Below are 26,256 nucleotides of genomic sequence, written 5' to 3'. Positions count from 1 at the left end.
GGATCTCCTTACTTGAGTCCGGTGCTGGACACGGACTGGACGAAGTACCGCTGGAAGCCGGCGATGACCACCAGCGGGATGACGGTGAGGACGACGGCGCCCGCGAACACGAGACCGTAGTCGGTGAAGTTCTGGCCCTGCAGGTTGGACAGCGCCACCGGGCCGAGGATGTGGCGCGCGTCGGTGCCGATCAGCAGCGGCCAGACGTAGGCCTGCCACTGGAACAGGAACAGCATCAGCCCGGCGCCGATCAGCGCGGGCTTCGACAGCGGCAGGTAGATCCAGCGGAACACCCCGAACCAGCCCAGCCCGTCGAGCCGCCCCGCCTCGACCAGCTCGGCCGGGATGCCGAGGAAGAACTGCCGGAGCAGGAAGATCGCCATCCCGTTGCCGATCCCCGGCAGCACCAGCCCCGCGAAGGTGTTCGTCAGCTGCCAGTCCCGGAACATCGTGGACAGCGGGATCGCGATCGCGTCGAACGGCACCAGGAAGCTCAGCACCACGATGCCGAACACCAGCCCGCGGCCGCGGAACTCGAACGCCGCGAGCCCGAACGCCGCGGTGGCGCAGACCGCGAGCCCGAGGACGACCGTGGCCGCGCTGACCAGGATCGAGTTCAGCGTCGCGCGCCCGATCGCGCTGTCCAGCAAGGACGCGTAGTTGGTGAGGGTCGGGCGGAGCTCGAGGAACGTCTGCCAGGACAGCGGATTGAGGTTGGCGAACGTCTCCGAGCCCGGGCGCAACGAGTTCGTCACCACCCACAGCAGCGGCAGGAAGAACAGGATGCCGACGACCCCGCCGAGCACCGAGAGACTGGCCCGCTTCACTGGTCACCCCGCAGCAGACGGAACTGCCCGGCCACGATCGCCAGCGTCAGCGCGACCAGGATGACGACCTCGGCCTGTGCGACGTGGATGTCGCCGATCGCGTAGGCGCGGCTGTACACGTCGTACATCAGCAGGTTGCTGTTGCCGTTCGGGCCGCCCTTGGTGAGGATCTGCACCGGCGCGAACACGAGCAGGTTCGAGACCGTGTCGGCGACCAGGACGAACGCGAGCGGCCGGCGGACCAGCGGAAGCACGACGGACACCATCCGGCGCCACGGTCCGGCGCCGTCCAGGAGCGCGGCTTCGCGGACCTCGACCGGGATCTCTTGGATGCCCGCGATCAGGAACAGCATCCAGTACCCGACGCCGATCCAGGACAGCAGGACAATCAGCGACGGCAGCACCTGACTCGGGGAGGTGAGGAACGGCTGCGCCGGGAGGCCCAGCCGTTCCAGTACGCCGTTCGCGAGGCCGTCCGGCCGGTAGATGACGCTCCAGATCACTGCCGACACCGCAGGCGGGGTGGCGATCGGCAGGATCACCAGGGTGCGCCACAGCCGGGCGCCCGCGGCCCTCTGGGTGAAGAGGACCGCGAGCAGGAACGAGACCGCGACCTGGATCGGGTTCACCAGCACGGTGAACAGCAGCGTCACGCCGACCGACTGCCGGAAGTCCTTGTTCGACAGCAGGTCCGTGTAGTTGCCCAGGCCCGCGAACACCCGGCCGCCGCGCAGCAGGCTCTCGGTGTAGAAGCTCTCGACCACCGCCGAGATCGCCGGGACGATCCGCAGGACGGCGAGGCACACCAGCGCAGGCGCCAGGAACGCGAGAGCGATCAGCCCTTGCCGTTGCCTCACTTAATGGACTTCCAGGCGTCGGTCAGCTGCCGGGTCGCCTCCTGCAACCGCGCGTTCGGATCGGTCCCGTTGCGGATGTCCGCGAACGCCTTGCCCATGACCTCCTCGAACTGGATGTACCCGACGCTGACCGGCCGCGACACCGCGGTGTGCTCACTCTCGTACGCCGTGATCGCCGCCGCACCGGCCGTCTTCGCACCGGAGAACGTGTCCATCTGCGGTGTGTACTGCTTCTGGGCCTCGAGGTTCGCCGGGATGATCGTGGTCGTACTCGTGGTGGCCAGGTTGCCGGCCGGGTCCAGCGTGGCGAACTCGACGAACTTGCGCGCCATCCCCTGCTGCTTCGACGCCGGGTTGACGCCGAGCGACCAGGAACCGGTCGGGGTGACCGGCTTGCCGCCCTGGAAGTACGGCAGCGGGGCGACGCCCCAGTCGATCTTCGAGCTGCCGAAGATCTTCAGGTCCCACGGCCCGCCGACGAAGAAGGCGACGTCACCCGCGGCGAACACCGGTCCGGTCTGGAACCCGCCGATGCCGCGCGGCGACAGTCCGCTCGCGAACGTGGCGCCGTACCACTGCATGGCCTTCTTCCAGCCGTCGGTCTCGACCGCCGGGGTGAGGGCGTCGTCGCCCTCGATCCCGGATCCGCCGCCGAGGGACTCGGCCAGCGGCTGCAGCTGGTAGTACGCCTCGGGCTGCTCCAAGAACAGGCCGTACTTCGTGCCGCCCGCCTGCATCGCCTTGCGGCCGGCGGCCTCGACCTGCTCCCAGGTCCAGCGCTGCTGCGGGTCCGCGGTCGGCGGGGTCACCTTCGCCTTGGCGAGCGCGGTCCTGTTGTAGAAGAGGAACTGCGTCGAGTTCCACATCGGCAACGACCAGAGCTTGTCGCGGAAGTGGTTGGTCTTGTACGCCGTGGCGCTGAACTTGGTCTTCACCTGGTCGTCGAGGTCGCTCAGATCGGTGAGGAAGCCCTTGGCGGCCAGCTGCGAGACGCGCGGCTCGTCGACGGTGTAGACGTCGATCCCGGCGTCCTTCGCGCTCAGCCGCTGCTGCATGGTCGCGTTGAACTGGTCGAACGGGATCTGGGTGTAGGTCACCTTGATCCCGGGGTTCTTCGCCTCGAAGGCCTTGATCACGGGCTGGTAGGTCTCGGCGTTGTCGGTCCCGGTGAACGTGATCGTCCCGGTCGCCGGACCGGGGTCGGCCGTCGCGCCGGTGCCGGCCGGGCCGTCGGACGAACCGCCGCAACCGGCGAGCAGCAGGGCCGCGGCAACCGCCGCGGCCGGAAGAGCGAAGAGGTTCCGCCGCACAGCGATCCCCTTTCGGGTCCAGGAGAGGTCTAAGCGCTTAGACTCTAAGCGCTTAGACCTGGGAGTGTCCAGCAGTTGCCGGCGACGGGGTCCGGGAACGACGAAGGCCCCCGTCCGGGAGGACGGGGGCCTTCTACTCTGGTAGCCCCGACGGGATTCGAACCCGCGCTACCGCCTTGAGAGGGCGGCGTGCTAGGCCGCTACACAACGGGGCCAGAGGTGTGTCGTCCGGGCTTTGCGGCCCGGGCAACGAGGTTGAACTCTACCGATTTTCATCGGTGCGGTCCAATCCGCTGGGGTACTAGGACTCGAACCTAGACTAACTGAACCAGAATCAGACGGGCTGCCAATTACCCCATACCCCAAAGGCATTTCACTGAGTCGAGGAGTTCGTTTCCGCCCTCATCAACCCGGCTCGGAGAGCTTACCCGAGGCAGGGACCCGACAGCAAAACGGGCCCCCTCCGGCGCGTTGTCACTCCCGTCACACCTGTCGCGGACCGCCCACCGACAGGGCACTCAACGGCAGCTCGGAGCGGTTCTCGAGTTTCATCCGCCCGCTCATCCACAGCGCGATCGCGCCGAACGCCGCGAACTTCAGCACGTCGATCGTGACCAGCGGCCAGGGCGCGTCCTTCACCCCGAGGCTCGCCCCGACGGTGTCGGTGAACGCCGCGAACACGAACGTCACCACGTTGTTCGCCGCATGCGACGCGATGCCGGCCTCCAGGCCGCCGGTGCGGACGACGAGCAGGCCGGCGACCAGACCGAAGGCGAGGCGGTCCACGAACAGCGCCGGGCTCTGCCACGGCCAGATCCCGTGCGCGGCGGTGAACAGCAGCCCGGTGACGAGCACGGCCACCACCCAGCTCCGGGCGTACGCCCCGACGGCCTGCAGCAGATACCCGCGGAAGTAGTACTCCTCCCCCGCGGCCTGGATCGGCGAGGTCAGCAGTGTGACCGCGATGACCGCGATCGCGTCCGGCGCCATGCCGCCGCCGTGGCGTTCGCCGGTGGCCAGCGGCACGTTCCCCAGCTCGATGACCGCGAACGAGATCAGCTCGAGGACGACCGCGACGACGGCGAACCAGGCCAGCGGCCGCCACCGGATCCGGCCGACCACCGACGCCAGCAGGCCCGGCGTCTGCTTGTTCAGCCCGCGGGCGACGTACACCGACAGCGGGATCAGCGGGATCAGCGTCAGATTCGTGGCCAGCAACCCGAACCAGGACAGTGTCCCGGGCGGGTCCTCGCGGATCGCCATCTGCACGCCCAGGATGACGATGCCCGAGATCATCCAGCCGACGAGGATCGTGAAGGCGCCCAGCACGACGTACGAGCGCGGGGTGACGTCGTTCTTGAGCAGCCGCTGGTACGGCGTCAGGCCGGTCTTCTCGTTCATGACGTCGTACGGCGGGCGCGCTCGAGGCGGTGCAGGGACTTCTCCCGGCCGAGCAGCTCCAGCGACTCGAACAGCGGCGGCGAGATCCGGCGGCCGGAGATCGCCACCCGGACCGGGCCGAACGCGTTCTTCGGCTTGAGCCCGAGCCCGTCGATCAGCGACGCCCGCAGCGCCGCCTCGATCGCCTCGGTGGTCCAGTCCGCCACCTCGGACAGGGCCTTCACCGACGCGTCCAGGACGGCGTCCGCGTCGCCGCTCAGCACCTTCGCGGCCGCGTCCGGGTCGAGCCTGAACGCGTCCTCGTCGACGAACAGGAACCCGAGCATCTCGTCGGACTCCGACAGCGTGGCCATCCGCTCCTGCACGAGCGGTACGGCGGCCCGCAGCACGGCGAGCTGATCCTCGGACGGCTCCGCCGGCAGCACCCCGGCCGCGGCCAGGAACGGGATCATCCGCCGCGCGAACTCGTCCTGCGGGAGCAGCCGCATGTGGGCGGCGTTGATCGCCTCGCACTTCTTCGGGTCGAAGCGGGCCGCGTTCGAGTTCACCTTGCGGATGTCGAACGCCTCGACCATCTCCGCCATCGTGAACACGTCGCGGTCCTCGGCGATCGACCAGCCGAGCAGCGCCAGGTAGTTCAGCAGGCCCTCGGGCAGGAATCCGCGGTCGACGTACTCCGTCAGGCCGGATCCCTTGTCCCGCTTGGACAGCCGCTTGTTGCCCTCGCCCATCACGAACGGCAGGTGACCGAAGCGGGGCGTGCGGCCGCTGCCGACACCGATGTCCGCGAGCGCCTCGTACAGCGCGATCTGGCGCGGCGTGGACGGCAGCAGGTCCTCGCCGCGCAGCACGTGGGTGATCTCCATCAGCGCGTCGTCGACCGGGTTCACCAACGGGTAGAGCGGGTAGCCGTTCGCCCGGACCAGGACGTAGTCGCCGAGGTTCTCCGGGAGGAACGTGATCTCGCCGCGGACCAGGTCGTCGAACACGATCGGGTGGTCCGGCATCCGCAGCCGCACCACGGGACGGCGGCCTTCGTCGACGTACGCCTGCACGCGCTCGGGTGTGAGGTCGCGGCAGTGGCCGTCGTACCCGCTGTGCTGGCCGGCCGTGCGAGCCGCCTCCCGGCGCTGGTCGAGCTCCTCCTGCGAGCAGTAGCAGTGGTACGCCCTGCCCGCGGCCATCAGCTTCGCGACGACGTCGGCGTACAGCTCCATCCGCTCGGACTGCAGGTACGGGCCGAAGTCACCGCCGGCCTCGGGGCCCTCGTCCCAGGTCAGGCCGAGCCAGCGCAGCGCGTCGTAGGTGTAGCGGTAGCCCTCCTCGGTGTTCCGGGAGGTGTCGGTGTCCTCGATCCGGAGCACCAGCTTGCCGCCGAAGTGCCGGGCGAACGCCCAGTTGAACAGTGCGCTGCGGATGTTGCCGACGGTCAGCAGCCCCGTCGGCGACGGTGGGAACCGGACCCGCACCTCGTGCGGCTCGAGGTCGCCAAGCACGGCGTCAGTCACGCACGATCACCTTGTTCGTCAGGGTTCCGATACCTTCGACGCTGACCGAGACCTCGTCGCCCGGCAGCATCGGGCCGACGCCCGCCGGCGTCCCGGTGAGCACGACGTCACCGGGCAGCAGCGTGGTGAACGAGGTGATGTAGGCCAGCACCTCGGGGATGTCGAAGATGAACTGCGACGTCCGCCCGTCCTGCTTGGGCTCGCCGTTCAGCTCGGTGCTGACCCGCACGTCGGACGCGTCGAACTCGGTGCTGATCCACGGGCCGAGCGGGCAGAACGTGTCGAACCCCTTGGCCCGGGCCCACTGCCCGTCGCTCTTCTGCAGGTCACGCGCGGTCACGTCGTTCGCGATCGTGTAGCCGAAGATCACCTCGTTGACCCGCTCCTTGGGCAGGTCCCGGCAGATCCGGCCGATCACGATCGCCAGCTCGCCCTCGAAATGCAGGTCGTTGGTCTGCTCCGGATAGACGATGCCGTCCCGCGGGCCGATCACGCTGGTGTTCGGCTTCAGGAAGATCAGCGGCTCCTTCGGCACGTCGTTGCCGAGCTCCTCGGCGTGCGCCGCGTAGTTGCGGCCGACGCAGACCACCTTGCTGCGCGGGATCACCGGCGCCAGCAGGCGGACGTCCGCGAGCTGCAGCTTCTCCCCGGTGAACTGCGCCGACCGGTAGAGCGGGTCCGAGTCGAGAACGTTGACGGTGCCGACGAGCCCTTCGGGGTCGTCGGTCTCGACGACGCCGTACTTCGGCTCGTCGTCCACGGAGAATCTGGCGATACGCACGGGCCGAGCCTACCGTCGCCCCAGGATGAGACAGTTATCCGGTGACTGTGGAGATCCGCCAGGCCGTTCCCTCGGAGTACGACGCCGTCGGCGACCTGACCGTGGAGGCGTATTCACACGACGGCTTCGTCCGCGGTGAGTACGCGATGACGCTGCGTGCCGCCGCGGACCGCGCCGCGAAGGCGGAGCTGTGGGTCGCCGTGGACGCCTCCGGCCTGCTGGGCACCGTGACCTACTGTCCTGTCGGCTCGGTCTACCGCGAGATCGGCCTCGACGACGAAGGCGAGTTCCGCATGCTCGGCGTCGCCGGCCGCGCCCGCGGGCTGGGGATCGGTACGGCGCTGACACAGCGTTGCGTCGAGCGCGCCCGCGAGTTCGGCCACCGGCGGATCGTGATGAGCAGCGCCACCTACATGACGGCCGCCCACCGGATCTACGAGCACCTGGGCTTCACCCGCCTTCCGGAGCGTGACTGGGCCCCCATCCCGGGCGTCGATCTGTACGCCTTCGCCCTGGACCTATGACCGTCACGCTGGAGTTTGCCGAGTGGTCGTCGTACGCCGAGGACCACGCCCGCCGGGTCGACGCCTCGCTGGCGGGCCATCTCGCCCGGCGGAAGCGCCGCGAAGCCCATCCCGTCGAGGACTTCCTCTTCACCTATTACCCGACCCGTCCGAACCAGCTCAGGGTGTGGCATCCGGGCCCGGGCGTCCGTCTGGAAGACGCCGCGTCGTACGGCGATCGTCGCGGCTACCGGCTGGTCGACGGGGCCGCGACGCTGGATCCCGCCGAGATCGAACGCCGCGCGGACAGCATCGCCTGGATCCGCAAGCTGCTCGCGTCGACGCTCGACCGCCAGGCCCAGTTCGGCTGTTTCGGCCTGCACGAGTGGGCGATGGTCTACCGCACTCCCGACGTACGGCACGCTTCCTGGCCGCTGCGGCTAGGTGCCGAGGGCACCGATCAGGTCGTCGAGTCGCACAAGATCGGCTGCTCGCACTTCGACGCGTTCCGGTTCTTCACCGACTCCGCGCGTCCGCTGAACACCCTGCAGCCCACGCGTGAGTCGCAGCCGGCACTGGAGCAGGGCGGCTGCCTGCACGCGAACATGGACCTCTACAAGTGGGCGAGCAAGCTGATGCCGTTCACGCCGAGCGCGTTGGTGCTGTCGTGCTTCGAGCTGGCCCGCGACATCCGCACGCTGGACATGCGCGCCTCGCCGTACGACCTGCAGCCGCTCGGCTACTCCCCCGTGCGGATCGAGACGCCTGACGGCAAGGCGGAGTACACCGCCGCCCAGCGCTCCTTCGCCGATCGTGCCCGCCCGCTCCGCCGCCAACTCGTCGACCTCTGCGACGACCTGCTCGGCTAACCTCCCTGCATGGGAAAGATCGTCGCCATCGCGTTCGCCGTACTGCTCATCGCGATCGGCGGCGTCTGGACGTTCCAGGGTCTCGGCTACCTCAAGGGCAGCTCGATGACCGGCAGCACCCTCTGGGCCACCGTCGGCCCGATCGTCGCCGCGTTCGGCGTCTCCTTGCTCTACGTGGCGCTCCGCGGCCCTAGGAAGCGCTGACCCGGAGCACGGCCCATTGGTAGTGCATGGCGCCGCCGTCGTTCCAGGTTGTCCACTGCTCCAGATCGCCATGTCGGCCGAGGACCTCCTGCATGTCCTCGTCGCTGCGGATGCTGAAGAAGCGGCCGGGGCCGTAGCCCTTGCCGTCGTCCCACACGTGCTCGCCGCTGCTGATGTCGCCCCAGAGGCCGATGGCCAGCGGTGCGCCCGGGCGGAGCACCCGGACGATCTCGCGCAGAGCTTGATCGAGGTCCTGGTCCGCCACGTGCAGCAAGGTGCTCATGGTCCAGCCGGCGTCGAACGACGCGTCGCCGAACGGCAGGTCGAGGACCGACGCGGCCTCCGCGTGCAGGCCGAGCGCGCGGCAGGCCTCGACGCTCGCCGGGGACAGGTCGACGCCGGTGTAGGTGAAGCCGGCCGCCGCGATCGCCTCGCCGTCGCGGCCGGGGCCGCAGCCGACCTCCAGGACGGTGTCGCGGCCTTCTGCGCGGAGCTGGTCGAGGTACGCCGTACGTCGTTCGACTCGCGGCTCCGGCAGGTCCCGGCCGACGCGGGCGTGGATCTCGCCGCTGTAGTAGGTGATCAGGTCCTGCTCACGGTCCGCGCGGCTCATCGGATCGCCTTCAGCGCGAAGAACAGCGGGATGCGCGGCGCATCGTCCGGCAGGCGCCACCAGCCGTCCGGGGTTTGCCGCATCGCTGCCCAGCGAGGCCACGGCAGCACCTCGGACTCGCGTAGGCCGGTGATCCGGAAGCCGGCACCGGCGAGCGTGGTGACGATCTCGCCGAGGCCGTGGCGCCATTCGTAGCTGGTCTGGCGGCCTGGCACCTCGTCACCGGTATACGTGACGGTGGAGTCGTGCGCGATCGGGCCGCGCCCCTCCAGGTAGTCGGCGCGGAGGACCAGTTCGTCGGACTCGCCCGGGAGGGAGACCTCGCGGAGCGAGTTGAGCAGCGGGTGGAACTCGACGATGTAGAGGACGCCGCCAGGCTTCAGCAACTCACGGACGACCTCGGCCCACTGCTGCAGGTCCGGCAGGTAGCAGAGCGCACCCTTGCCGGTGTAGACCACGTCGAACCGCCGGCCGCCGACCGCGCGCACAGCGTCGTACACGTCGGCGTGCAGGTAGTCGACCTCGACGCCTGCCTCGGTCGCGATCTCCCGGGCTGCCTCGAGCGACTTCTCCGACAGGTCCAGTCCGCTGGTGCGCGCGCCCCGGCGGGCGAACTCGATCGTCTCGGTGCCCAGATGGCACTGCAGATGCAGGACGTCACGACCGTCGAGCGGGCCGAGATCCGCCCACTCGTAGTCCGCGAACCAGAAATCCGCGGGCCGGTCGTAGAAGTCGCTGGCCGCATGCAGCGGCGCGCGAGCGTTCCAGTCGGCTTCGTTGGCGGCCACCATCCGCTGCGTCTGCGCATCCAGGGTCACACCGAGCAGTGTGCCGAATTCCGGGGTTCAGGCGGGTGATTTATCCACAGCCCTTGTTCAAGGTTTGTGGATAAGCTTGAATAAGACCATGGCACGGGTCGAGTTGCACCGCTGGCCCGGGCACCCCGACGGGTTCACCCGGGCGGAGCGCCTGGGCGGTTCGTACGAGCTGTACTTCCCGGACGCGCTGGTCGGGCGCGAGTTCGACCTGAGTGACGACGTCCTGGCACTGCTCGAGGACGCCGCCGGTGACCTGGCCCGGCTCGACGCGACCGCCGCCGTGCTGACCAACAGCGAGGCGCTGGCGCGGTTGCTGCTGCGCGCCGAGGCGGTCGGGTCGTCCCACATCGAAGGCCTCGTGGTCGGCGCGCGCCGGCTGCTGAAGGCCGACGTGCTGCGGGACCGCGTGCACGACGTGACCGCCGAGGAGGTCCTCGGCGCGGTCGACGCGATGACCTGGGTGACCGAGTCCGTCCAGGCCGGCGACAAGCTCGAGGTCGACCACCTGCTCGAGGCGCATCGCCGGCTGATGGCGCAGTCGCCGAACCCGGAGTACGGCGGCGAGATCCGCTACCTGCAGAACTGGATCGGCGGCCGCTCCCCCGCCGAGGCGTACTACGTGCCGCCGCCGGCCCAGCTGATCCCGGACCTGCTCGCGGACCTGATGACGTTCGTCCGCGAGTCCCCGCTGCCGGTGCTGGCCAAGACCGCGATCGCCCACGCGCAGTTCGAGACGATCCACCCGTTCGCCGACGGCAACGGCCGGACCGGCCGCGCACTGATCCACCTGATCCTGCGCGCCGACGGCCTGGTCACGCGCACCGTGCCGCCCGTCTCGCTCGCACTTGCCACGCACGCCGCGCAGTACGTCGACACCCTGACCGCCTTCCGGTACGTCGGACGCGCGACGACCGCGAAGGCCCGCGCGGCCGCGAACCCGTGGTTGCGGATGTTCGCGACCGCCTGCACGCACGCGACCGCCGAGGCCGCTCGCTTCGAGCAGACCGCCGCCGATCTGAAGGCTGCGTGGCGGGAGCGCGCGGCTCCGGTGCGGGCCGGCTCGGCGGCCGAGTTGCTGATCGAGGCGTTGCCGGCCGCGCCGGTCCTGACGCTCGCAGCCGCGGCCCAGCTCATCGACCGCTCCCAGCAGGCGGCCAACCAGGGCCTGGCCCGGCTGGTCGAGACGGGCATCCTGCGTGAGATCACGGACGGGCGCCGCAACCGCGTCTACGAGGCACCGGAACTGATCGACGCCTTCACACTGCTGGAGCGCCGGTTCGCGAGTCCGGCCGCGGACACGCGGATCGAGGCGCCTAGCAGACCGGTTCCGTCGAGGCCAGGACCGACACACAAGGAGGTTTGACTTTCCGGGCGCGATCGAGCAAGAATTCGAACATATGTTCGACCGTACAGGGGAGTTGTGATGCCGGAGGCGTTCGACTGGGACATCCTGCACCGGCCGTCGGCGATGGCCATGGTCCGCGGACAGCTCGGCTTCAGCTGGATGGTGCTGTCCGGCCGCCTCGCCCAACTGACCGACGAGCAGTACTTCTGGCGTCCGAGCAGTGAGGCGCTCACCGTCGTCCGGCGGCATTACACCGGGCAGTTCCGGCCGCTCGGCTCCGGCGAGTGGGTGGCACAGTGGCCCAACGAGCCGGACCATCGCGGGCCGCGGACGATCGCCTGGCTGATCGCGCACCTGACCGAGATGTTCTTCGAGCGCTGGGAGTGGACGTTCGGCGGGAGTCAGCAGGGGCGCGACGACATCACCCTGCACGGCAACGCCCGCGACGCGGTGGCCTGGCTGACGTACTGGGTCGAGGCCTGGCAGGACGCGATCGCCGGCCTGGACGAGGACGAGGCGATGACCATCGGCCTGAGCCAGGCGAACGAACTGGACGCGTCCGAGCCGTTCGGGCACGTCGTCCTGCGGCTGAACCGTGAGCTGATCCACCACGGCTCGGAGATCATGACACTGCAGGACCTCTACGCGGTCGCGGCGTGAGGACCACAAGATGTGCGACACACGGCGTGGCGCTACCCCAAGATGTAGGCCGATCCACCTAGCATCACTACTGCTGGTGGTTCGGGGCGAGCAGCACCACAAGATGTTGAGCGTCCCGAGGCAACAGGGGAATCCGGTGCAACTCCGGAGCTGCCCCGCAACGGTGAGCGGACACGCTGTCGCACGGTGCCCGCGAGTCCGGATACCTGCCACCGGCGCGTGCACCGCCGGTGCACGCGGTCCGAGACCTCGCGGGTGGGTCGCCGGACGTGACGGCAGTGTCCCGGCCGGTGCTGCCGGTCCCGTCGTGCGTCCGCTCGCGTGGTCCCGGGTCTCCGAACTCTTCTGGAGCGCACACCTGTGACCATTGCTTCCTCATCCTCTGCGGCCACCGCAGAGCTTCGGACGGAGCTCACCGTCATCCGCCGGGACGGCAGCAGCACGCCGTTCGACGCCACCAAGATCTCCGTCGCCATGACCAAGGCCTTCCTCGCCGTCGAGGGCTCCGAGGCCGCCGCCACGCACCGGGTCCGCGACCTGGTGACCGACCTGACCGGCCGGGTCGTCACCGCCCTGACCAGCCGCGGCGCCAGCGCCCGCAGCGTGCAGGTCGAAGACATCCAGGACCAGGTCGAGCTGGCGCTGATGCGCGCCGGTGAGCACCAGGTCGCCCGCGCCTACGTCCTCTATCGCGAGGAGCGGACCAAGGCCCGCACTCCCGCCGACGCCGCCGGCGTCACTACGAAGCCGCCGCTGACCGTGCGCGCGGCCGACGGCAGCCGGTCCCCGCTCGACGTCGACCGGCTCCGCGTGATCGTCGCCGAGGCGGCCGCCGGACTCGACGCCGTCGACCCCGAACAGATCCTCGACGAGACCCTCGGCGCCTGCTACGACGGCATCGCGGAGCACGAGGTCGAGCTCGCCCTCGTGATGGCCGCCCGGTCGTACGTCGAGACCGAGCCGCAGTACAGCTTTGCCGCCTCGCGCCTGCTGCTGGACCAGATCCGCCGCGAGGCACTCGGCCGCGTCCACGGCGAGCCACGCCGGGCCAGCCAGGCCGACATGACCGACGCCTATGTCGACTACTTCCCGCGGTACATCCAGGTCGGCATCGACGCCGGCCAACTGGACCCCGAGCTCGGCCGCTTCGACCTCGGCCGGCTCGCGGCGGCGATCAAGCCCGAGGCCGATCTGAACTTCACCTTCCTCAGCCTGCAGACCCTCTACGACCGCTACCTGCTCCACCTCGGCAAGGTGCGGTACGAGTTGCCGCAGGCGTTCTTCCTCCGGGTCGCGATGGGCATGGCGCTGCGCGAGGACGACCGCGAGGCACGGGCGATCGAGTTCTACGAACTGCTCAGCTCGTTCCGCTTCATGTCGTCGACACCGACCCTGTTCAACTCCGGCACCACGCGGCCGCAGCTGTCGTCCTGCTTCCTCACCACCGTCGACGACGACCTGTCCGGCATCTTCACCGGCATCCGCAACAACGCCCTCCTCGCCAAGTACTCCGGCGGCCTCGGCAACGACTGGACCCCCGTCCGCGGCATCGGCGCCCACATCCGAGGCACCAACGGCGAGTCCCAAGGCGTCGTCCCCTTCCTGAAGGTAGCCAACGACACGGCAGTTGCCGTCAACCAAGGCGGACGACGCAAGGGCGCGGTGTGTGCGTATCTGGAGACGTGGCATATCGACGTCGAGGAGTTTCTCGACCTGCGGAAGAACACCGGGGACGAGCGGCGGCGGACGCATGACATGAATACGGCCAACTGGGTGCCGGATCTGTTCATGCAGCGGGTCGAGGCCGGTGGTGAGTGGACGTTGTTCTCTCCGGACGAGGTTCCGGACCTGCACGATCTGTACGGTTCGGCGTTCGCGACGGCCTACGTGCGGTACGAGGAGGCTGCGGACCGCGGCGAGATCCGGGTGTTCAAGCGGGTCAAGGCCGTCGACCTGTGGCGGCGGATGCTGACCGTGCTGTTCGAGACCGGGCACCCGTGGATCACCTTCAAGGACGCCTGCAACCTGCGCTCGCCGCAGCAGCACGACGGTGTCGTCCACTCGTCGAACCTGTGCACCGAGATCACCCTCAACACCACCGTCGACGAGACCGCGGTCTGCAACCTCGGCTCGGTCAACCTGGTCGCGCATCTCACCGAGGAAGGTCTTGACGCGGACCTGCTCCGGGACACCGTGAAGACCGCGGTGCGGATGCTCGACAACGTCATCGACGTGAACTTCTACACCACCCCGGAGTCGGAGCGGGCGAACCAGCGGCACCGCCCGGTCGGCCTCGGCCTGATGGGGTTCGCCGACGCGTTGTTCGCCCTGCGCATCCCGTATGCGTCGGACGCGGCGGTCGAGTTCGCGGACCGCTCGATGGAGCAGATCAGCTACTACGCGATCGAGGCCTCGAGTGAGCTGGCGGCCGAGCGCGGCCGGTACTCGTCGTACGACGGATCGCTGTGGAGCCTCGGGATCCTGCCGATCGACTCGCTGGACCTGTTGCACACCGCGCGCGACGGTGACGTGATCATCGACCGCGGCACCGAGCTCGACTGGGACGGTCTGCGCGCGAAGGTCCTCCGCGACGGGATGCGGAACTCGAACGTCCTGGCGATCGCGCCGACCGCCACGATCTCGAACATCTGCGGCGTGAGCCAGTCGATCGAGCCGACGTACAGCAACCTGTTCGTGAAGTCGAACATGTCCGGCGAGTTCACCGTCGCGAACCCGTTCCTGGTCGCCGACCTGAAGGCCCGCGGGCTGTGGGACCAGGTGATGGTGTCGGACCTGAAGTACCACGACGGCGTGCTCGCCCGGATCGAGCGGATCCCGGCGGACCTGCGCGAGTTGTACGCGACGGCCTTCGAGATCGATCCGCACTGGCTGGTGAAGGCGGCGTCGCGGCGGCAGAAGTGGATCGACCAGGCCCAGTCGCTGAACCTCTATATGGCGCAGCCCTCGGGCCGCGCGCTCGACGAGCTTTACCGGTCAGCTTGGCGCTATGGACTCAAGACGACTTATTACCTGCGTTCCCAGTCAGCGACCCACGTCGAGAAGTCCACGCTGCAAGGCACCGACGGCCGCCTCAACGCCGTACCTGTTTCTGTTGCTGTTCCCGAGCCCACCGGAGCGGTCTGCTCCCTCGACGACCCGGACTGCGAGGCCTGCCAGTGACCACCGGACTGCACGAGATCTCGATCGGAGCGGCCCGCGTCGAGGTCGCCGACAAGGCGATGATCAACGCCCGCGCGGACGTCAACCAGCTGCTGCCGCTGAAGTACACGTGGGCCTGGGAGAAGTACCTCGCGGCCTGCAACAACCACTGGATGCCGACCGAGGTGTCGATGCAGGCCGACATCTCGCTGTGGAAGTCGCGCGACGGCCTGACCGACGACGAGCGGCTGATGCTCAAGCGCAACCTGGGGTTCTTCGCCACCGCGGAGTCCCTGGTCGCGAACAACATCGTGCTCGCGGTCTACCGCCAGCTCAGCAACCCCGAGTGCCGGCAGTACCTGCTCCGCCAGGCGTTCGAGGAGGCCGTGCACACGCACACCTTCCAGTACATCTGCACGTCGCTCGGGCTCGACGAGGGCGAGCTGTTCAACATGTACCGCGAGGTCCCGTCGATCTCCGACAAGGACGCGTGGGCGCTCAAGTACACCCAGCATCTGGAGGATCCGGACTTCCGCACCGGCACACCCGAGGCGGACACCGCGTTCCTGCGGGACCTGATCGCGTTCTACGTGGTCTTCGAGGGGATGTGGTTCTACACCGGGTTCGCGCAGATCCTGTCGCTCGGCCGGCGGAACAAGATGGTCGGCATCGCGGAGCAGTACCAGTACATCCTGCGCGACGAGTCGATCCACCTGAACTTCGGCATCGACTGCATCAACCAGATCAAACAGGAGAACCCGCACCTGTGGACGACCGCGTTCCAGGCCGAGGTCCGGCAGATGCTGACCGAGGCGTGCGAGCTGGAGGTCGCCTACGGCCGGGCCACGATGCCGAACGGCATGCTCGGCCTGACCGCGGACCTCTGCGAGCAGTACATGCACTTCGTCACGGACCGCAGAGCGGAACAAATCGGTCTCGAACCGATCTTCGGTGAAACGCGGAACCCCTTCGGATGGATGTCAGAGGTGATGGACCTGAAGAAGGAGAAGAACTTCTTCGAGACCCGCGTCATCGAGTACCAGTCCGCCGGCGGACTCAGCTGGGACTGACACCCGGAGACCGACACAGACCGGAAGGCCCGCGGCGCAACTCGCCGCCCCGCGGGCCTTCCACCTCACGCGCGGTATCGCGGTCAGGCGGCGTGTTTGTGGACGAAGTCGAGCGCGGTGCGGGCGACTTCCTCCCAGCCGTTGTCGATCACCAGCGAATGGCCACGGCCCGGGAGCTCGACGAACTCGGTGGTGCCGGCGTTCTTCTTGTGCTGCCGGTACGCCGCGTAGGTCATCGCGCGCGGCACCGTGTGGTCCTTCTCCCCCGAGATCAGCAGGATCGGTCCACGGTTCGCCGCCTTGAAGTCGACCTTGGTCTCGCTGAACGGGTTCAGGTTGGCCACCGCCGCCTGGAAGATCGGTACGCCGGACGCCGCCACGTGGAACTCGTCGTACAACTGCCGGGCCTCCTCCTCGCCGAGGTTGTTCGCCCAGCCGTAGGTGAACTCCTCGAACGTCAGCGTCACCGAGCGCCGCGCGTTCGCCGGATTCCCCAGCACCGGCGAACCCGCCTTCAGCGCGGACGGCGGCAACGGCAGCACCCCGCGCCCCGGGGCCGGATCGATGGCGACCGTGACGGCCGACGCGCCCTGGCCGGCGATCTTCTGCGCGATCAGCCCACCGAACGAATGCCCCACGACGGCAGGCCGGCGATCCAGCCGGCCGATCGCGTCCAGGTAGTGATCGGTGACCGCCTGCACCATCTTGTGCGCGAACACCTCTGGGTGCTCGCGGGCCTCGGCCACCGTCTCCGGATCGTCCGGCCAGCCCGGCGCGACCGTGGTGTAGCCGTTCTCCTCGAACAGCCGGCGCCAGCGGTCCCAGCTGCTGGACAGCAGCCAGAGACCGTGAATGAACACCACGGGTTGCTTGCCGGATGTGTTGGCCTGCTCGACCTGCGCCTGTTCGCCATCGGTCAGCGACATGGATCCCCTCCTACGCTCGGACTGATCGCGACGCTAGCCCCGCCGTCTCCCGCCGGGCAACGAAAACGCGAAATGTCAGGCGAGCAGGGCGAGGATCTCCGCCGTGGTGCCGGATTCGCCGAGGCGCGGGAAGATCCGGGTCAGCGAGTTCTGGTGGGCGTCGGCCGACAGGTCCGTCATCGCGTCGGTCGCGAGCGTGACGTGGTAGCCGTGCTCGTACGCCGCCCGCGCGGTCGACTCGACGCCGATGCTGGTGGCGACACCGGTCAGCACGATCTGCGTGATGCCGCGCCGGCGCAGGTGGACGTCGAGGTCGGTGCCGTGGAACGCGCCCCAGTTGCGCTTGGTCACGACGATGTCCCCGGCGTGGCCCGCCAACTGGTCGACGATCTGATCGGCTCCCGGCGGCGGTGTCGCGCCGGCCGATCGTGCGGGCTGCTCGGTCCGGCCGGGCAGCCGGTCCGCGCCGTCGGCGGCGAAGCTGACCCGGACGAGCACCACCGGAAGGTCACGCTTCCGGAAGGCGTCGGCGAGCTCGACGGTCTTGCCGATCACGGCGGCGGTCGAATGCGGTGTACCCGGGAGCGCGGCGACGCCGTTCTGCAGGTCGATGACGACCAGGGCCGTCGTGGGGTCGAGGGTGGTGACAGGCACGAGTGGACCTCTATTCGGGTTGTGCGGGAAGGGCGAGGAAGGTGACCAGGACGAGCAGGCCGGACACCACGAGCAGGAAGATCGCCAGGTCGTGCAGTCCGGCTGTCGTCGCGCCGTTGTGGAAGAAGTGGGCGTTCGCGGCGGCCGAGACGAGCGCGCCGACGTACACGCAGGTCCGCAGCAATCCGGCGGACGAGCCGATCCGGGCCGGGTCGGCCTGCTGGTAGAGGGCGGTCTGGTTGGCGAGGTTGTTCAGCCCCTGCGGTACGCCGGCGATCACGCCGACCACGGCGAGCAGCCAGATCGGTGTGCTCGGACCGACCAGCAGCTGGGCGATCGCGGCCAGCACCAGAAAGAGGCCTCCGGCAACGAGTTTGCCGCGGATCGCCGCCCGCCGGCCGGTCAGCGCGGTGATGACCACCGCCGCGAGCGACAGCGGCAGCAGGAGCAGGCCGGCCGCGGACGCGCCGAGTCCGCGCGCTTCCTCGAGCCATTGGGTGAAGCCGTAGAGGAACGAGTACGCGCCGACGAACGCGAGCACCTGCCGCGTGTAGGTCATGATCAGCGGCCGGTTGCCGCCCAGGACGCGCAGGTCGATGAACGGCTCCACGACCCGCAGCTGCGCGATCACGAACGCCACGCCCAGGGCGACGGCGAGCACGAGCAGGTACCAGCGGGAGACGAGCGGCCGCATGAGGAACACCATCAACGAGACCAGCGTGCCGGTGAACAACACGATGCCGACGTAGTCCAGTCCCCCGGCGCCCCGCGAGCGTGCGCGTCGCGGCAGCCAGAGCGTGCCGAGCACCACGCAGATGACCGACAACGGGATGTTGATGGTGAAGATCAGGTGCCAGCCGCCGAGCCCGATCAGGAGTCCGCCGAGCGTCGGGCCGATCACCGCGATCACCTGGTTCGCGATCGACAGGCTGCTCAGGATCACGGCCGGCGTGTCCATCCCGGTCCGGTCGGCCTCGCTGCGGATCAGGGACATCGCCGCCGGGTACGCGGCCGACGTACCGAGCCCGAGCAGGACCCGCGAGGCGACGAGGACGCCGAGGTTCGGGGCCAGCGCGCCGAGCAGGCCGGCGGCACCGACGAGCGACGTGGCGAACAGGTAGAGCGGCCGCGGGCCGAACAGGTCGACCAGCCGGCCCATCACGGGCTGGCCGACCGCGGTGGCCAGGTACAGCCCGGTGACCAGCCACGCGGTCTGCGACGGCGGTACGCCGAACGCGGCGCCGATCGGGATCAGCGCCACCGCGAGCATCGACGAGTTGATCGGGTTGAGGATCGACCCGACGAGCATCGGCGCGATCAGCCGCCGATCGAACCGCTCCGGCGACGTCACCGCGGGACCGCCGGAAAGCCGCGCCGGCAACCGGCCAACGCCCGGTCGCCGCCTCGATCGCCTGCACCACCGGTCAACGCCCGGCCGCCTGCACCACCGGTCAACGGCCGGTCGCCGCCTCGATCGCGTGGTCCAGTAGGGCGAGCGCCTTGATGATCTCCTGCCGCTCGGCCTCGGTGCAGTGGTCCTGCAACGTGCGGGCCAGCCACTCCTGCCGCACCTTGCGGTCGCCCTGCAGGCGATGCCGGCCGGCCGTGGTCAGCGACACCACCTGCCGCCGGCCGTCCTCGGGATCCGGGTGCCGCTCGATCAGATCGGCCTCGCGGAGCGCGGCCAGGATCGCCGCCATCGACTGCGGCCGGATCCGCTCCGCCGCCGCCAGCTCACTGGCCGACGCCGGCCCGTCCTTGTCCAACCGGCTCACCACCGACGACTGCGACGGCGTCAGGTCGTCGGTCTCGGCCAGCTCCTTGAGCCGCCGCTTGACCCGCCCGAACACCACCCGCACCTCACCGGCGGCCTGGGTCGCCGAAGGGGAAATCCGTTCGCTCACCCGACCACGGTAAATTAGACAGTCCGAACTGTCCAGTTCGAACTGATCAGTTTCAGCTGATGACCACCTCGAGGACGCCGATCACCTTCTCCAGCCGGGCGGCGACCCGGCCGGCGTCGAAGCCGTTGCCCTCGACGACGATCCGCAGGGTGCGGTCGTCGAGGGACAGGGCGAGCTCGCGGACGTCGTACGGGTTCAGCAGGACGGCGATCCGGGCCAGCAGACCCTCGACCTCGACCACCTGCGCGGTGAACGTGGTGACGGCGCGTTCGACGATCACCAGGCTCATCGCGCGACCTCCTTGTGGCGGAGCAGGCCGAAGGTGACGCCGTCGACGAGCGCCTCCCAGGACGCCTCGACGATGTTGTGGCCGACGCCGACCGTCACCCACGAGCCCTCGCCGTCCGCGGTCTCGATCAGCACTCTGATCACCGCGTCCGTGCCGTGGCCCTGGTCGAGGATGCGGACCTTGTAGTCGACCAGGTCGAACTTGTTCACCACCGGGTACGCCCGCTCGATCGCGGCCCGCAGCGCGTGGTCGAGCGCGTTGACCGGCCCGTTGCCCTCGCCGGTGACGATCTCCCGCTCGCCGCCGGCGACCAGCTTCACCGTGGACTCCGACACCGCCTCCCCGTCGGCGCGCGACTCGGTGATCACCCGCCAGGACTCGACGTCGAAGAAGCTCGGACGCTTCCCGTCGACCTCCTCGGTGAGCAGCAGCGAGAACGACGCGTCGGCCGCCTCGAACGTGTACCCGCGGGCCTCCAGGTCCTTCACCCGCTCGGTCACCCGGCTGACCAGCTCGCGGTCGTTGCCGAGCTCGAACCCGAGCTCGCGGCCCTTCAGCTCGACACTCGCCCGGCCGGCCATCTCCGACACCAGCATCCGCATGTCGTTGCCCACACGAGCCGGATCCGTGTGCTGGTAGAGATCCGGGTCGACCTTGATCGCGCTGGCGTGCAGGCCCGCCTTGTGGGCGAACGCGGACAGCCCGACGTACGGCTGCCGGGTCGACGGCGGCACGTTCGTCACCTCGGCGATCGCGTGCGCGATCCGGAACGAGTCGGCGAGGTTGCCGGGCGGGAGGAGTCGCATGTCCCGCTTGAGCTCGAGGTTGGCGACGATCGCCAGCAGGTCGGCGTTACCGGTCCGCTCGCCGTACCCGTTGATCGTGCCCTGGACGTGCGTGACGCCGGCCTCGACGGCGGCGATCGAGTTCGCCACCGCGCAGCCGCCGTCGTTGTGGGCGTGGATGCCGAGCCGGGCCCCGGTCGACTCGAGGACGTCGCGGACGACGTCCTGCAGCTCCCGCGGCAGGGTCCCACCGTTGGTGTCGCACAGCGCGACGACGTCGGCGCCGGCCTCGGCGGCTACGCGTACCACCTCGAGCGCGTAGGCCCGGTTCGCGCGGTAGCCGTCGAAGAAGTGCTCGGTGTCGAGGAAGACCCGCTGGCCGTTCTCCCGGAGGTGCCGGACAGTGTCGGCGACCATCCGCAGGTTCTCGTCGAGGGTCGTGCGCAGGGCCCGCTCGACGTGCGCGTCGTGGCTCTTCGCAACGAGTGTGACGACGGCGGCGCCGGAGTTCCGCAGCGCGGCCACCTGCGGGTCGTCGGCGGCGGCCGAGGCCGGTTTGCAGGTGGCGCCGAACGCCGCGAACGTCGCGTTCCGCAGGTGCAGCTCGGTCTTCGCCCGCTCGAAGAACTCGGTGTCCTTGGGGACGGCGCCCGGCCACCCGCCCTCGATGAAGCCGACCCCCAGCTCGTCCAGGTACTGCGCGATGGCGATCTTGTCGGCCACGGACAGCGCCAGACCCTCCTGCTGCGCACCGTCGCGCAAGGTGGTGTCGTAGACGTGGAAATCGTCCGAGATACTCATGGAGATCGACCTTCCGGAAGGGGTCTGTCGGGCAAACAAAAAACCTCCCGCAAGGTGCGAGAGGTCTGCGCGCTCAGGTACTGCCGGCTGAGCGCGCCTAGGAAATAATCACCCGATAGTGCTTCATGACGTTTTGCAGTCTGCCACACAATGTCCGGACCATGAGGTCCCCGTCTCGCATCACGAACATTCAGTACTCCGGCGCGTACTGGAGTTCAGCCCCGGAGTTCAGGCCCGGAAGTCAGGCGCTGAGGGACCAGCCCGGGTCGTCCCAGGCGGTGTAGAAGTCCTCGCGGGTCAGCGGGCGCAACCCCCAGCTCTCGCGGTCGAGCGGCTGGTCGGTGAGCATGCCCTCGTCGTCCTCGATCCGCTGCCACCAGTACCGCTTGACGTCGCCGTCCTCGCCCATGCCGAGCTGGCGGACGACGACCCACTCGCGCTCGTGCCAGACCGCCTCGTAGAGCCAGTCGGTGCCGTAGTCGTCGACCGCCGCGCCGTACGTCCGCGACGCCGTCCCGCGGTCCAGGTCCCGGATCAGCTCGACGGTCGACCGGATCGCGGCGACGGTCTCCGCCGGCCACTCCCGACGCTCCGCGAGCTCCGCGTAGTACTTCTCGACCTCACCCGGAAAGGCACCCATGCCGCCAGACACTATCGAACGCCCGAGCCGACGACCGACCGGATGTCCGACCCGCAGACCTGAAAAGATTCTGTGAATTCGCCCGCGACCCCGACGCCTCGAGAAGGGACACACCCCCGTGAGCGACGCTCCGGCCGGCGAGCTCGGCCCGCAGCACTACCGGATGATGAACTTCGCCGTCGGCGTCGCCTTGCTGGCGGCGCTGGCACCCACCTGGCTCACCCGGGAATTCAGCGACGACCTCAGCCTCTACAGCGGCATCGGCCTGCTCGGGCTCAGCCCGGAGGGCAAGTCGCCGATGGAGGCCCTGGGCACCTGTCTCTTCCTGGCCTACATCCTGCTGGCGCTCGGATTCCTGCTGGCCCGCCCGGAGAAGGGTGCCCCGGTCCTGCTGGGTGTGGCCGGGTTCGTCGTGACCGTCGTCGTGCTGGCGAACCGGCCCAGCGGCAGCATCCGGATCCACGCCGACTGGACCGGCGCGCCGATCGTTGCCCTCGGCCTCTGGTTCATCTCGACCGTCGTCTCGCTCGTCGCCCTGAGAGCCGCCCGTGCCGGGGCGGACCGCAAGGCTGACACCACGTCCTGAAAAGATCGTTTGAAACACCCCCGATGACCAGGGATCGATCGTGAGCGAGCCGGACGACGCAAACCTCGACGTACTCAAGGCACCGCTGCCACCGCGTGCCGACCGGGACCCGGTCAACCAACTGCGGTTCCAGTTGCTCGGGTACACCACTGCGCTCGCGTTGCTGATCACGTTGGTGCCGACCTGGCTGGTCCGGGACCACGGCCGCGGCTTGCAGCTGTTCACCGGCTTCGGAATGGTCCGGCACGCGGACATCCTCGGCAGCGCCGCGAATCTGCTGTTCATCGCGTACCTCGTCCTCGCGCTGGTCGCCCTCGCGACACCGACGAAGCTCGCCGCCTTCGTGTGTGCGTACGCCGGACTCGCCGTGTCGATCGTGATCGTGCTGTTGAAGCCGGAGTCGGGGAGCTACGACGAGGTCTGGTGGACCGGAGCGCCGGTGCTGGCGATCGGGCTGTGGCTGATCCTGGCCGTCGTCAACACCATCGGCTGGTTCATCACCCGCGGCACATGACAGCGGCCCGGCGGGAGTCCTGCCGGGCCGCTGCGAAGAACTGCGTCAGACGATGCGGGTCATCCAGCCGTGCGGGTCGGCGGCGCGGCCGTACTGCACGTCGAGGAGGGCGGTGCGGACGGCCGCGGTGACCGGGCCGCCGTTGCCGTCGCCGATCGTGGTCTCGCCGTCCTTCCACTTCAGCGAGGCGACCGGGGTGACGACCGCGGCGGTGCCGCAGGCGAACACCTCCTTCACCTTGCCGGAGGCCGCACCCTCGCGCCACTCGTCGACCGAGATCTTGCGCTCGGTGACCGTGTAGCCGAGGTCGGTGACCAGCTTCAGGATCGAGTCCCGGGTGACGCCCTCGAGGATCGTGCCGGACAGCTCCGGCGTGACGACCGAGTTGTCGTCGAGGACGAAGTACAGGTTCATCCCGCCGAGCTCCTCGACCCACTTCTTCTCGACCGCGTCGAGGAACGCGACCTGGTCGCAGCCCTGCTCGATAGCCTCGGCCTGGGCGAGCAGCGAGGAGGCGTAGTTGCCGCCGGTCTTCGCCGCGCCGGTGCCGCCGGGGGCCGCGCGGGTGTACTCCTCGCTCAGCCAGATCCGGACCGGCTTCACGCCGTTCGCGAAGTACGACCCGGCCGGCGAGGCGATCACGCAGTACGTGACCTGGGCCGACGGGCGGACGCCGAGGAACGGGTCCGAGCCGAACATGAACGGCCGCAGGTACAGCGAGGTCTCGCCGCCGCCCGGCACCCACGCCTTGTCGAGCTCGACCAGCTTGTGCAGCGAGTCGAGGAACGTGGCGGTCGGCAGCTCCGGCAGCGCGAGCCGGTGCGCGGACCGCTGGAACCGGACCGCGTTGGCCTCGGGGCGGAACAGGTGGATCGAGTCGTCGGGATGCCGGTAGGCCTTCATCCCCTCGAAGATCGTCTGGGCGTAGTGGAACACCGAGGTCGCCGGAGACAGCTCCAGCGGTCCGAAGGCGGTGATCCGTGCGTCGTGCCAGCCCTTCTCGGCCGTCCAGGTGGCGATCGCCATGTGGTCGGTGAAGTACTGCCCGAATCCCGGGTTCGCCAGGATCTGGGCGCGCTGGTCGTCGCTGGCCGGTTGGGTGGTTGGCTCAACGGTGAACTGCAGATCGGCGCTCATAGCCGCACCGTACCTCTAGCCGAACTGGTCATGCGAGAACCAGTTGTGATGTCACAGGGCGTCATGACGGGTCAGCCCGCCGCGCGCTTGGTGATCGCGTCGCCGATCTCGGAGGTGCTCCGGGCCGCGCCGGTGCGCTCCTCGATGTCCGCCTCGACGGCCGCCTCGATCGCCCGCGCCGCCTCGGTCAGCCCGAGGTGCTCGAGCAGCAGCGCCGCGGACAGGATGGCCGCGGTCGGGTCGGCCTTCTGCTGGCCGGCGATGTCCGGCGCGGAGCCGTGCACCGGCTCGAACATGCTCGGCGCGGTCCGGTCCGGGTTGATGTTGCCGCTCGCGGCCAGCCCGATCCCGCCGCTGATCGCGGCCGCCAGGTCGGTGATGATGTCGCCGAACAGGTTGTCGGTGACGATCACGTCGAACCGGGCCGGGTCGGTGACCAGGAAGATCGTCGCCGCGTCCACGTGCAGGTAGTCGACGGCGATCTCGGGGAACTCCGCGGCGACCTTGTCGACGGTCCGCTTCCACAGGTGGCCGGCGTGCACGAGCACGTTGTTCTTGTGCACGAGCGTGAGCTTCTTGCGCGGCCGGGCCTGCGCGCGGGCGAACGCGTCGCGGACGACCCGCTCGACGCCGTACGCCGTGTTCACCGACACCTCGGTGGCGATCTCGGCCGGCGTGCCGACCCGGAGCGCGCCGCCGTTACCGACGTACGGACCCTCGGTGCCCTCGCGGACGACGACGAAGTCGACGACACCCGGGTTCGCCAGCGGGGAGCCGACGGACGGGTAGATCTTCGAGGGCCGCAGGTTGACGTAGTGGTCGAGGGTGAACCGGAGCTTGAGCAGCAGACCGCGCTCGAGGACGCCGGACGGGACGCTCGGGTCCCCGACCGCGCCGAGCAGGATCGCGTCGTGCTTGCGGATCTCCGCCAGCTCGGCGTCCGGCAGCGTCTCGCCGGTGGCGTGCCAGCGCTTCGCGCCGAGGTCGTACTCGGTCCGCTCGAACGTCACGCCGTGCTGCGCGGCGACCGCGTCGAGGACCTTGAGCGCCTCGGTGGTCACCTCGGGTCCGATCCCGTCACCCGGGACGACGGCCAGCGTGAAGAACTTGTTCTCGCTCACTTCTTGGGTTCTCCCCCATTGTCGCGGCGGTTCATGGCCTCTTGGACAGCCTTGACCTCGTCACCGGCCGGGCGCGCCGTACGGCGACGCCGGGTCGCCTTGCGCTCGCGGGCGTCGATCGCGGGCCAGTTGGCTGGATACATCTCGTACATGCTGCTCCTCCCAAGGATGTCGTGGGCGGCAGGATGCGCACGAATTTACTCGCACATCCGACTATTTCTCCACAATGCGGGCAGGTTGTCCCGATATCTGAGATCGCAGTGCGGGCGCTGGACCGGACCTGTGCGACTCTCACCCCGTGAGTGCTCCTCCAGAACTGCCGCCGCTGGTCTCGGCGGCCCTCAGCCTGTCCGGCCGGCGCGGATTCGTCAGCTCCACCAGGAACGAGACCGGCCGGTTGCTGGCCACCCTCGCGGCCTCGAAGACCGGCCTGCTCGGTGAGCTCGGGACCGGCTGCGGCGTCGGCTCGGCGTGGCTGCGCAGCGGCGCCGGCGAGGGCACCAACATCGTCACCGCGGAGAGCGACCCGCAACTCGCGCAGGCAGTCGCGGACCTGTTCGCGGCCGACGAGCGGATCGAGGTCGTTTCGGCCGACTGGACCGCACTGATCGAGCGCGGGCCGTTCGCGCTGCTGTTCGTGGACGCCCGCGAGGCGAAGCTGTCCGCCCGCGACGTCATCGCCGACGTCGTCGAGCCGGGCGGGTTCGTCGTCCTGGACGACTTCACCCCGTCGGCCGTCTGGCCGCCGATGTACGAGGGGCGCGTCGACACGCTGCGCCAGGAATGGCTGATGGACAAGCGGTTCACCACCGTCGAGGTGATGGTCGCCCCCGACGCCGCCGTACTCCTGGCCACGCGCCACTAGCACTGTCGCTGAAACTGAAGCGGGCCCGAGCTATGGAGCTCGGGCCCTTGTCAGCCGCCATGCGCCTGCGGGCGGCTGACCGCCTTCAGTAAATCAGTCGTTCGGGTGA

28 protein-coding genes, 2 tRNA genes and 1 riboswitch are annotated in these 26,256 nt (G+C 69.2%); of the genes, 10 read left to right on the top strand and 20 right to left on the bottom strand.

Annotated features, from left to right (window positions below; all coding sequences use genetic code 11):
* Positions 1 to 8: 8 nt before the first annotated feature.
* From ABZW60_RS32560 to ABZW60_RS32525, 8 genes are all read right to left on the bottom strand, one after another.
* Entirely contained in the window at positions 9 to 827 is an 819-nt protein-coding gene (locus ABZW60_RS32560) for a carbohydrate ABC transporter permease (protein WP_355483392.1), read from the bottom strand.
* Entirely contained in the window at positions 824 to 1,684 is an 861-nt protein-coding gene (locus ABZW60_RS32555) for a sugar ABC transporter permease (protein WP_355483390.1), read from the bottom strand. Before ABZW60_RS32555 ends, ABZW60_RS32560 begins: the two co-directional genes overlap by 4 nt.
* Positions 1,681 to 2,994 (bottom strand): sugar ABC transporter substrate-binding protein, encoded by a 1,314-nt coding sequence (locus ABZW60_RS32550; RefSeq protein ID WP_355483388.1) that lies wholly within the window; start codon positions 2,992 to 2,994, stop codon positions 1,681 to 1,683. The genes ABZW60_RS32555 and ABZW60_RS32550 overlap by 4 nt, the downstream gene beginning before the upstream one ends.
* Positions 2,995 to 3,133: 139 nt before the next feature.
* A tRNA-Glu gene (locus tag ABZW60_RS32545) sits at positions 3,134 to 3,209 on the bottom strand.
* 78 nt (positions 3,210 to 3,287) lie between these two features.
* Positions 3,288 to 3,359 (bottom strand) — tRNA-Gln (locus ABZW60_RS32540).
* 118 nt (positions 3,360 to 3,477) lie between these two features.
* Entirely contained in the window at positions 3,478 to 4,395 is a 918-nt protein-coding gene (locus tag ABZW60_RS32535) for a type II CAAX endopeptidase family protein (protein ID WP_355483386.1), read from the bottom strand.
* Entirely contained in the window at positions 4,392 to 5,903 is a 1,512-nt protein-coding gene (gene gltX / locus ABZW60_RS32530; RefSeq protein ID WP_355483385.1) for a glutamate--tRNA ligase, read from the bottom strand. The genes ABZW60_RS32535 and gltX overlap by 4 nt, the downstream gene beginning before the upstream one ends.
* Positions 5,896 to 6,684, bottom strand: coding sequence for a fumarylacetoacetate hydrolase family protein (locus ABZW60_RS32525; RefSeq protein ID WP_355483383.1), 789 nt, complete (start codon positions 6,682 to 6,684; stop codon positions 5,896 to 5,898). The genes gltX and ABZW60_RS32525 overlap by 8 nt, the downstream gene beginning before the upstream one ends.
* A 41-nt stretch (positions 6,685 to 6,725) precedes the next feature.
* Between ABZW60_RS32525 and ABZW60_RS32520 the strand changes: the two genes are divergently transcribed.
* Genes ABZW60_RS32520 through ABZW60_RS32510 form a run of 3 tightly spaced genes read left to right on the top strand, consistent with a single transcriptional unit; the run spans position 6,726 to position 8,260 of the window.
* Complete coding sequence (locus tag ABZW60_RS32520) at positions 6,726 to 7,208, top strand: GNAT family N-acetyltransferase (protein ID WP_355483381.1); 483 nt, start codon at positions 6,726 to 6,728, stop codon at positions 7,206 to 7,208.
* Positions 7,205 to 8,056 (top strand): 3-methyladenine DNA glycosylase, encoded by an 852-nt coding sequence (locus tag ABZW60_RS32515; protein ID WP_355483379.1) that lies wholly within the window; start codon positions 7,205 to 7,207, stop codon positions 8,054 to 8,056. The genes ABZW60_RS32520 and ABZW60_RS32515 overlap by 4 nt, the downstream gene beginning before the upstream one ends.
* A 9-nt stretch (positions 8,057 to 8,065) precedes the next feature.
* Positions 8,066 to 8,260, top strand: coding sequence for a hypothetical protein (locus ABZW60_RS32510; protein WP_355483377.1), 195 nt, complete (start codon positions 8,066 to 8,068; stop codon positions 8,258 to 8,260).
* Here the strand turns inward: ABZW60_RS32510 and ABZW60_RS32505 are convergent.
* Positions 8,247 to 8,873 (bottom strand): class I SAM-dependent methyltransferase, encoded by a 627-nt coding sequence (locus ABZW60_RS32505; RefSeq protein WP_355483375.1) that lies wholly within the window; start codon positions 8,871 to 8,873, stop codon positions 8,247 to 8,249. The two genes, ABZW60_RS32510 and ABZW60_RS32505, sit on opposite strands and share 14 nt — an antisense overlap.
* Complete coding sequence (locus tag ABZW60_RS32500) at positions 8,870 to 9,691, bottom strand: class I SAM-dependent methyltransferase (RefSeq protein WP_355483373.1); 822 nt, start codon at positions 9,689 to 9,691, stop codon at positions 8,870 to 8,872. Before ABZW60_RS32500 ends, ABZW60_RS32505 begins: the two co-directional genes overlap by 4 nt.
* Positions 9,692 to 9,779: 88 nt before the next feature.
* Here ABZW60_RS32500 and ABZW60_RS32495 point away from each other — a divergent pair, with 88 nt between their 5' ends.
* From ABZW60_RS32495 to ABZW60_RS32480, 4 genes are all read left to right on the top strand, one after another.
* Entirely contained in the window at positions 9,780 to 11,054 is a 1,275-nt protein-coding gene (locus tag ABZW60_RS32495; protein WP_355483371.1) for a Fic family protein, read from the top strand.
* Between the two features lie 60 nt (positions 11,055 to 11,114).
* Positions 11,115 to 11,696, top strand: a complete 582-nt coding sequence (locus tag ABZW60_RS32490) for a DinB family protein (RefSeq protein ID WP_355483370.1) — start codon at positions 11,115 to 11,117, stop codon at positions 11,694 to 11,696.
* Positions 11,697 to 11,756: 60 nt separating this feature from the next.
* Positions 11,757 to 11,925, top strand: a riboswitch (cobalamin riboswitch).
* Positions 11,926 to 12,056: 131 nt separating this feature from the next.
* Complete coding sequence (locus ABZW60_RS32485) at positions 12,057 to 14,876, top strand: ribonucleoside-diphosphate reductase subunit alpha (RefSeq protein WP_355483368.1); 2,820 nt, start codon at positions 12,057 to 12,059, stop codon at positions 14,874 to 14,876.
* Positions 14,837 to 15,925 carry a ribonucleotide-diphosphate reductase subunit beta gene (locus ABZW60_RS32480; RefSeq protein WP_355483771.1) on the top strand — a complete coding sequence of 363 codons (1,089 nt, stop codon included), beginning with the start codon at positions 14,837 to 14,839 and terminating at the stop codon, positions 15,923 to 15,925. The genes ABZW60_RS32485 and ABZW60_RS32480 overlap by 40 nt, the downstream gene beginning before the upstream one ends.
* 83 nt (positions 15,926 to 16,008) lie before the next feature.
* On the opposite strand, the gene ABZW60_RS32475 is transcribed toward ABZW60_RS32480, so the two are convergent.
* From ABZW60_RS32475 to ABZW60_RS32445, 7 genes are all read right to left on the bottom strand, one after another.
* Positions 16,009 to 16,851, bottom strand: coding sequence for an alpha/beta hydrolase (locus tag ABZW60_RS32475; RefSeq protein WP_355483366.1), 843 nt, complete (start codon positions 16,849 to 16,851; stop codon positions 16,009 to 16,011).
* Positions 16,852 to 16,926: 75 nt separating this feature from the next.
* Complete coding sequence (locus ABZW60_RS32470; RefSeq protein ID WP_355483364.1) at positions 16,927 to 17,505, bottom strand: isochorismatase family protein; 579 nt, start codon at positions 17,503 to 17,505, stop codon at positions 16,927 to 16,929.
* A 10-nt stretch (positions 17,506 to 17,515) separates the two neighbouring features.
* Positions 17,516 to 18,856 carry an MFS transporter gene (locus tag ABZW60_RS32465; protein ID WP_355483362.1) on the bottom strand — a complete coding sequence of 447 codons (1,341 nt, stop codon included), beginning with the start codon at positions 18,854 to 18,856 and terminating at the stop codon, positions 17,516 to 17,518.
* A gap of 100 nt (positions 18,857 to 18,956) precedes the next feature.
* Positions 18,957 to 19,409, bottom strand: coding sequence for a MarR family transcriptional regulator (locus ABZW60_RS32460; protein WP_355483360.1), 453 nt, complete (start codon positions 19,407 to 19,409; stop codon positions 18,957 to 18,959).
* Positions 19,410 to 19,461: 52 nt separating this feature from the next.
* Entirely contained in the window at positions 19,462 to 19,698 is a 237-nt protein-coding gene (locus tag ABZW60_RS32455) for a hypothetical protein (protein WP_355483359.1), read from the bottom strand.
* Positions 19,695 to 21,284, bottom strand: a complete 1,590-nt coding sequence (gene cimA, locus ABZW60_RS32450; RefSeq protein WP_355483357.1) for a citramalate synthase — start codon at positions 21,282 to 21,284, stop codon at positions 19,695 to 19,697. The genes ABZW60_RS32455 and cimA overlap by 4 nt, the downstream gene beginning before the upstream one ends.
* A gap of 241 nt (positions 21,285 to 21,525) precedes the next feature.
* Entirely contained in the window at positions 21,526 to 21,924 is a 399-nt protein-coding gene (locus ABZW60_RS32445) for a hypothetical protein (RefSeq protein WP_355483355.1), read from the bottom strand.
* A 118-nt stretch (positions 21,925 to 22,042) separates the two neighbouring features.
* On the opposite strand from ABZW60_RS32445, the gene ABZW60_RS32440 reads away from it, so the two are divergent.
* Both ABZW60_RS32440 and ABZW60_RS32435 read left to right on the top strand, forming a co-directional pair.
* Positions 22,043 to 22,510, top strand: coding sequence for a hypothetical protein (locus tag ABZW60_RS32440; RefSeq protein WP_355483354.1), 468 nt, complete (start codon positions 22,043 to 22,045; stop codon positions 22,508 to 22,510).
* Between the two features lie 40 nt (positions 22,511 to 22,550).
* On the top strand, positions 22,551 to 23,024 hold the full coding sequence (locus ABZW60_RS32435; protein WP_355483352.1) for a hypothetical protein: 474 nt from the start codon (positions 22,551 to 22,553) through the stop codon (positions 23,022 to 23,024).
* A 45-nt stretch (positions 23,025 to 23,069) separates the two neighbouring features.
* Here ABZW60_RS32435 and ABZW60_RS32430 read toward each other — a convergent pair whose 3' ends face one another.
* The 3 genes from ABZW60_RS32430 to ABZW60_RS32420 all read right to left on the bottom strand — a co-directional run bounded on the left by ABZW60_RS32430 (position 23,070) and on the right by ABZW60_RS32420 (position 25,434).
* Positions 23,070 to 24,161, bottom strand: a complete 1,092-nt coding sequence (locus ABZW60_RS32430) for a branched-chain amino acid aminotransferase (protein WP_355483350.1) — start codon at positions 24,159 to 24,161, stop codon at positions 23,070 to 23,072.
* 71 nt (positions 24,162 to 24,232) lie between these two features.
* Positions 24,233 to 25,282 carry a 3-isopropylmalate dehydrogenase gene (locus tag ABZW60_RS32425; protein WP_355483348.1) on the bottom strand — a complete coding sequence of 350 codons (1,050 nt, stop codon included), beginning with the start codon at positions 25,280 to 25,282 and terminating at the stop codon, positions 24,233 to 24,235.
* The gene (locus ABZW60_RS32420) at positions 25,279 to 25,434 is read right to left on the bottom strand and encodes a hypothetical protein (RefSeq protein WP_355483346.1); all 156 of its coding nucleotides are present in this window, start codon (positions 25,432 to 25,434) and stop codon (positions 25,279 to 25,281) included. Before ABZW60_RS32420 ends, ABZW60_RS32425 begins: the two co-directional genes overlap by 4 nt.
* A 146-nt stretch (positions 25,435 to 25,580) precedes the next feature.
* Here ABZW60_RS32420 and ABZW60_RS32415 point away from each other — a divergent pair, with 146 nt between their 5' ends.
* Entirely contained in the window at positions 25,581 to 26,147 is a 567-nt protein-coding gene (locus tag ABZW60_RS32415; RefSeq protein WP_355483344.1) for a class I SAM-dependent methyltransferase, read from the top strand.
* Positions 26,148 to 26,256: the final 109 nt, after the last annotated feature.

Origin of the sequence: Kribbella sp. NPDC003557, from assembly GCF_040610805.1 — a bacterium.
Taxonomy (GTDB): Bacteria; Actinomycetota; Actinomycetes; order Propionibacteriales; family Kribbellaceae; genus Kribbella.
The sequence above is the reverse complement of the archived record's forward strand: the minus strand, read 5'-3'. Positions and strand labels throughout refer to the sequence as shown.

Bases quoted from the DNA above. Each gene is read 5' to 3' on its own strand.
- ABZW60_RS32535 (WP_355483386.1), bottom strand. From the start codon at position 4,395: ATGAACGAGAAGACCGGCCTGACGCCGTACCAGCGGCTGCTCAAGAAC.
- ABZW60_RS32515 (WP_355483379.1), top strand. From the start codon at position 7,205: ATGACCGTCACGCTGGAGTTTGCCGAGTGGTCGTCGTACGCCGAGGAC.
- ABZW60_RS32510 (WP_355483377.1), top strand. From the start codon at position 8,066: ATGGGAAAGATCGTCGCCATCGCGTTCGCCGTACTGCTCATCGCGATC.
- ABZW60_RS32505 (WP_355483375.1), bottom strand. From the start codon at position 8,873: ATGAGCCGCGCGGACCGTGAGCAGGACCTGATCACCTACTACAGCGGC.
- ABZW60_RS32495 (WP_355483371.1), top strand. From the start codon at position 9,780: ATGGCACGGGTCGAGTTGCACCGCTGGCCCGGGCACCCCGACGGGTTC.
- ABZW60_RS32490 (WP_355483370.1), top strand. From the start codon at position 11,115: ATGCCGGAGGCGTTCGACTGGGACATCCTGCACCGGCCGTCGGCGATG.
- ABZW60_RS32475 (WP_355483366.1), bottom strand. From the start codon at position 16,851: ATGTCGCTGACCGATGGCGAACAGGCGCAGGTCGAGCAGGCCAACACA.
- ABZW60_RS32455 (WP_355483359.1), bottom strand. From the start codon at position 19,698: ATGAGCCTGGTGATCGTCGAACGCGCCGTCACCACGTTCACCGCGCAG.
- cimA (WP_355483357.1), bottom strand. From the start codon at position 21,284: ATGAGTATCTCGGACGATTTCCACGTCTACGACACCACCTTGCGCGAC.
- ABZW60_RS32445 (WP_355483355.1), bottom strand. From the start codon at position 21,924: ATGGGTGCCTTTCCGGGTGAGGTCGAGAAGTACTACGCGGAGCTCGCG.
- ABZW60_RS32430 (WP_355483350.1), bottom strand. From the start codon at position 24,161: ATGAGCGCCGATCTGCAGTTCACCGTTGAGCCAACCACCCAACCGGCC.
- ABZW60_RS32420 (WP_355483346.1), bottom strand. From the start codon at position 25,434: ATGTACGAGATGTATCCAGCCAACTGGCCCGCGATCGACGCCCGCGAG.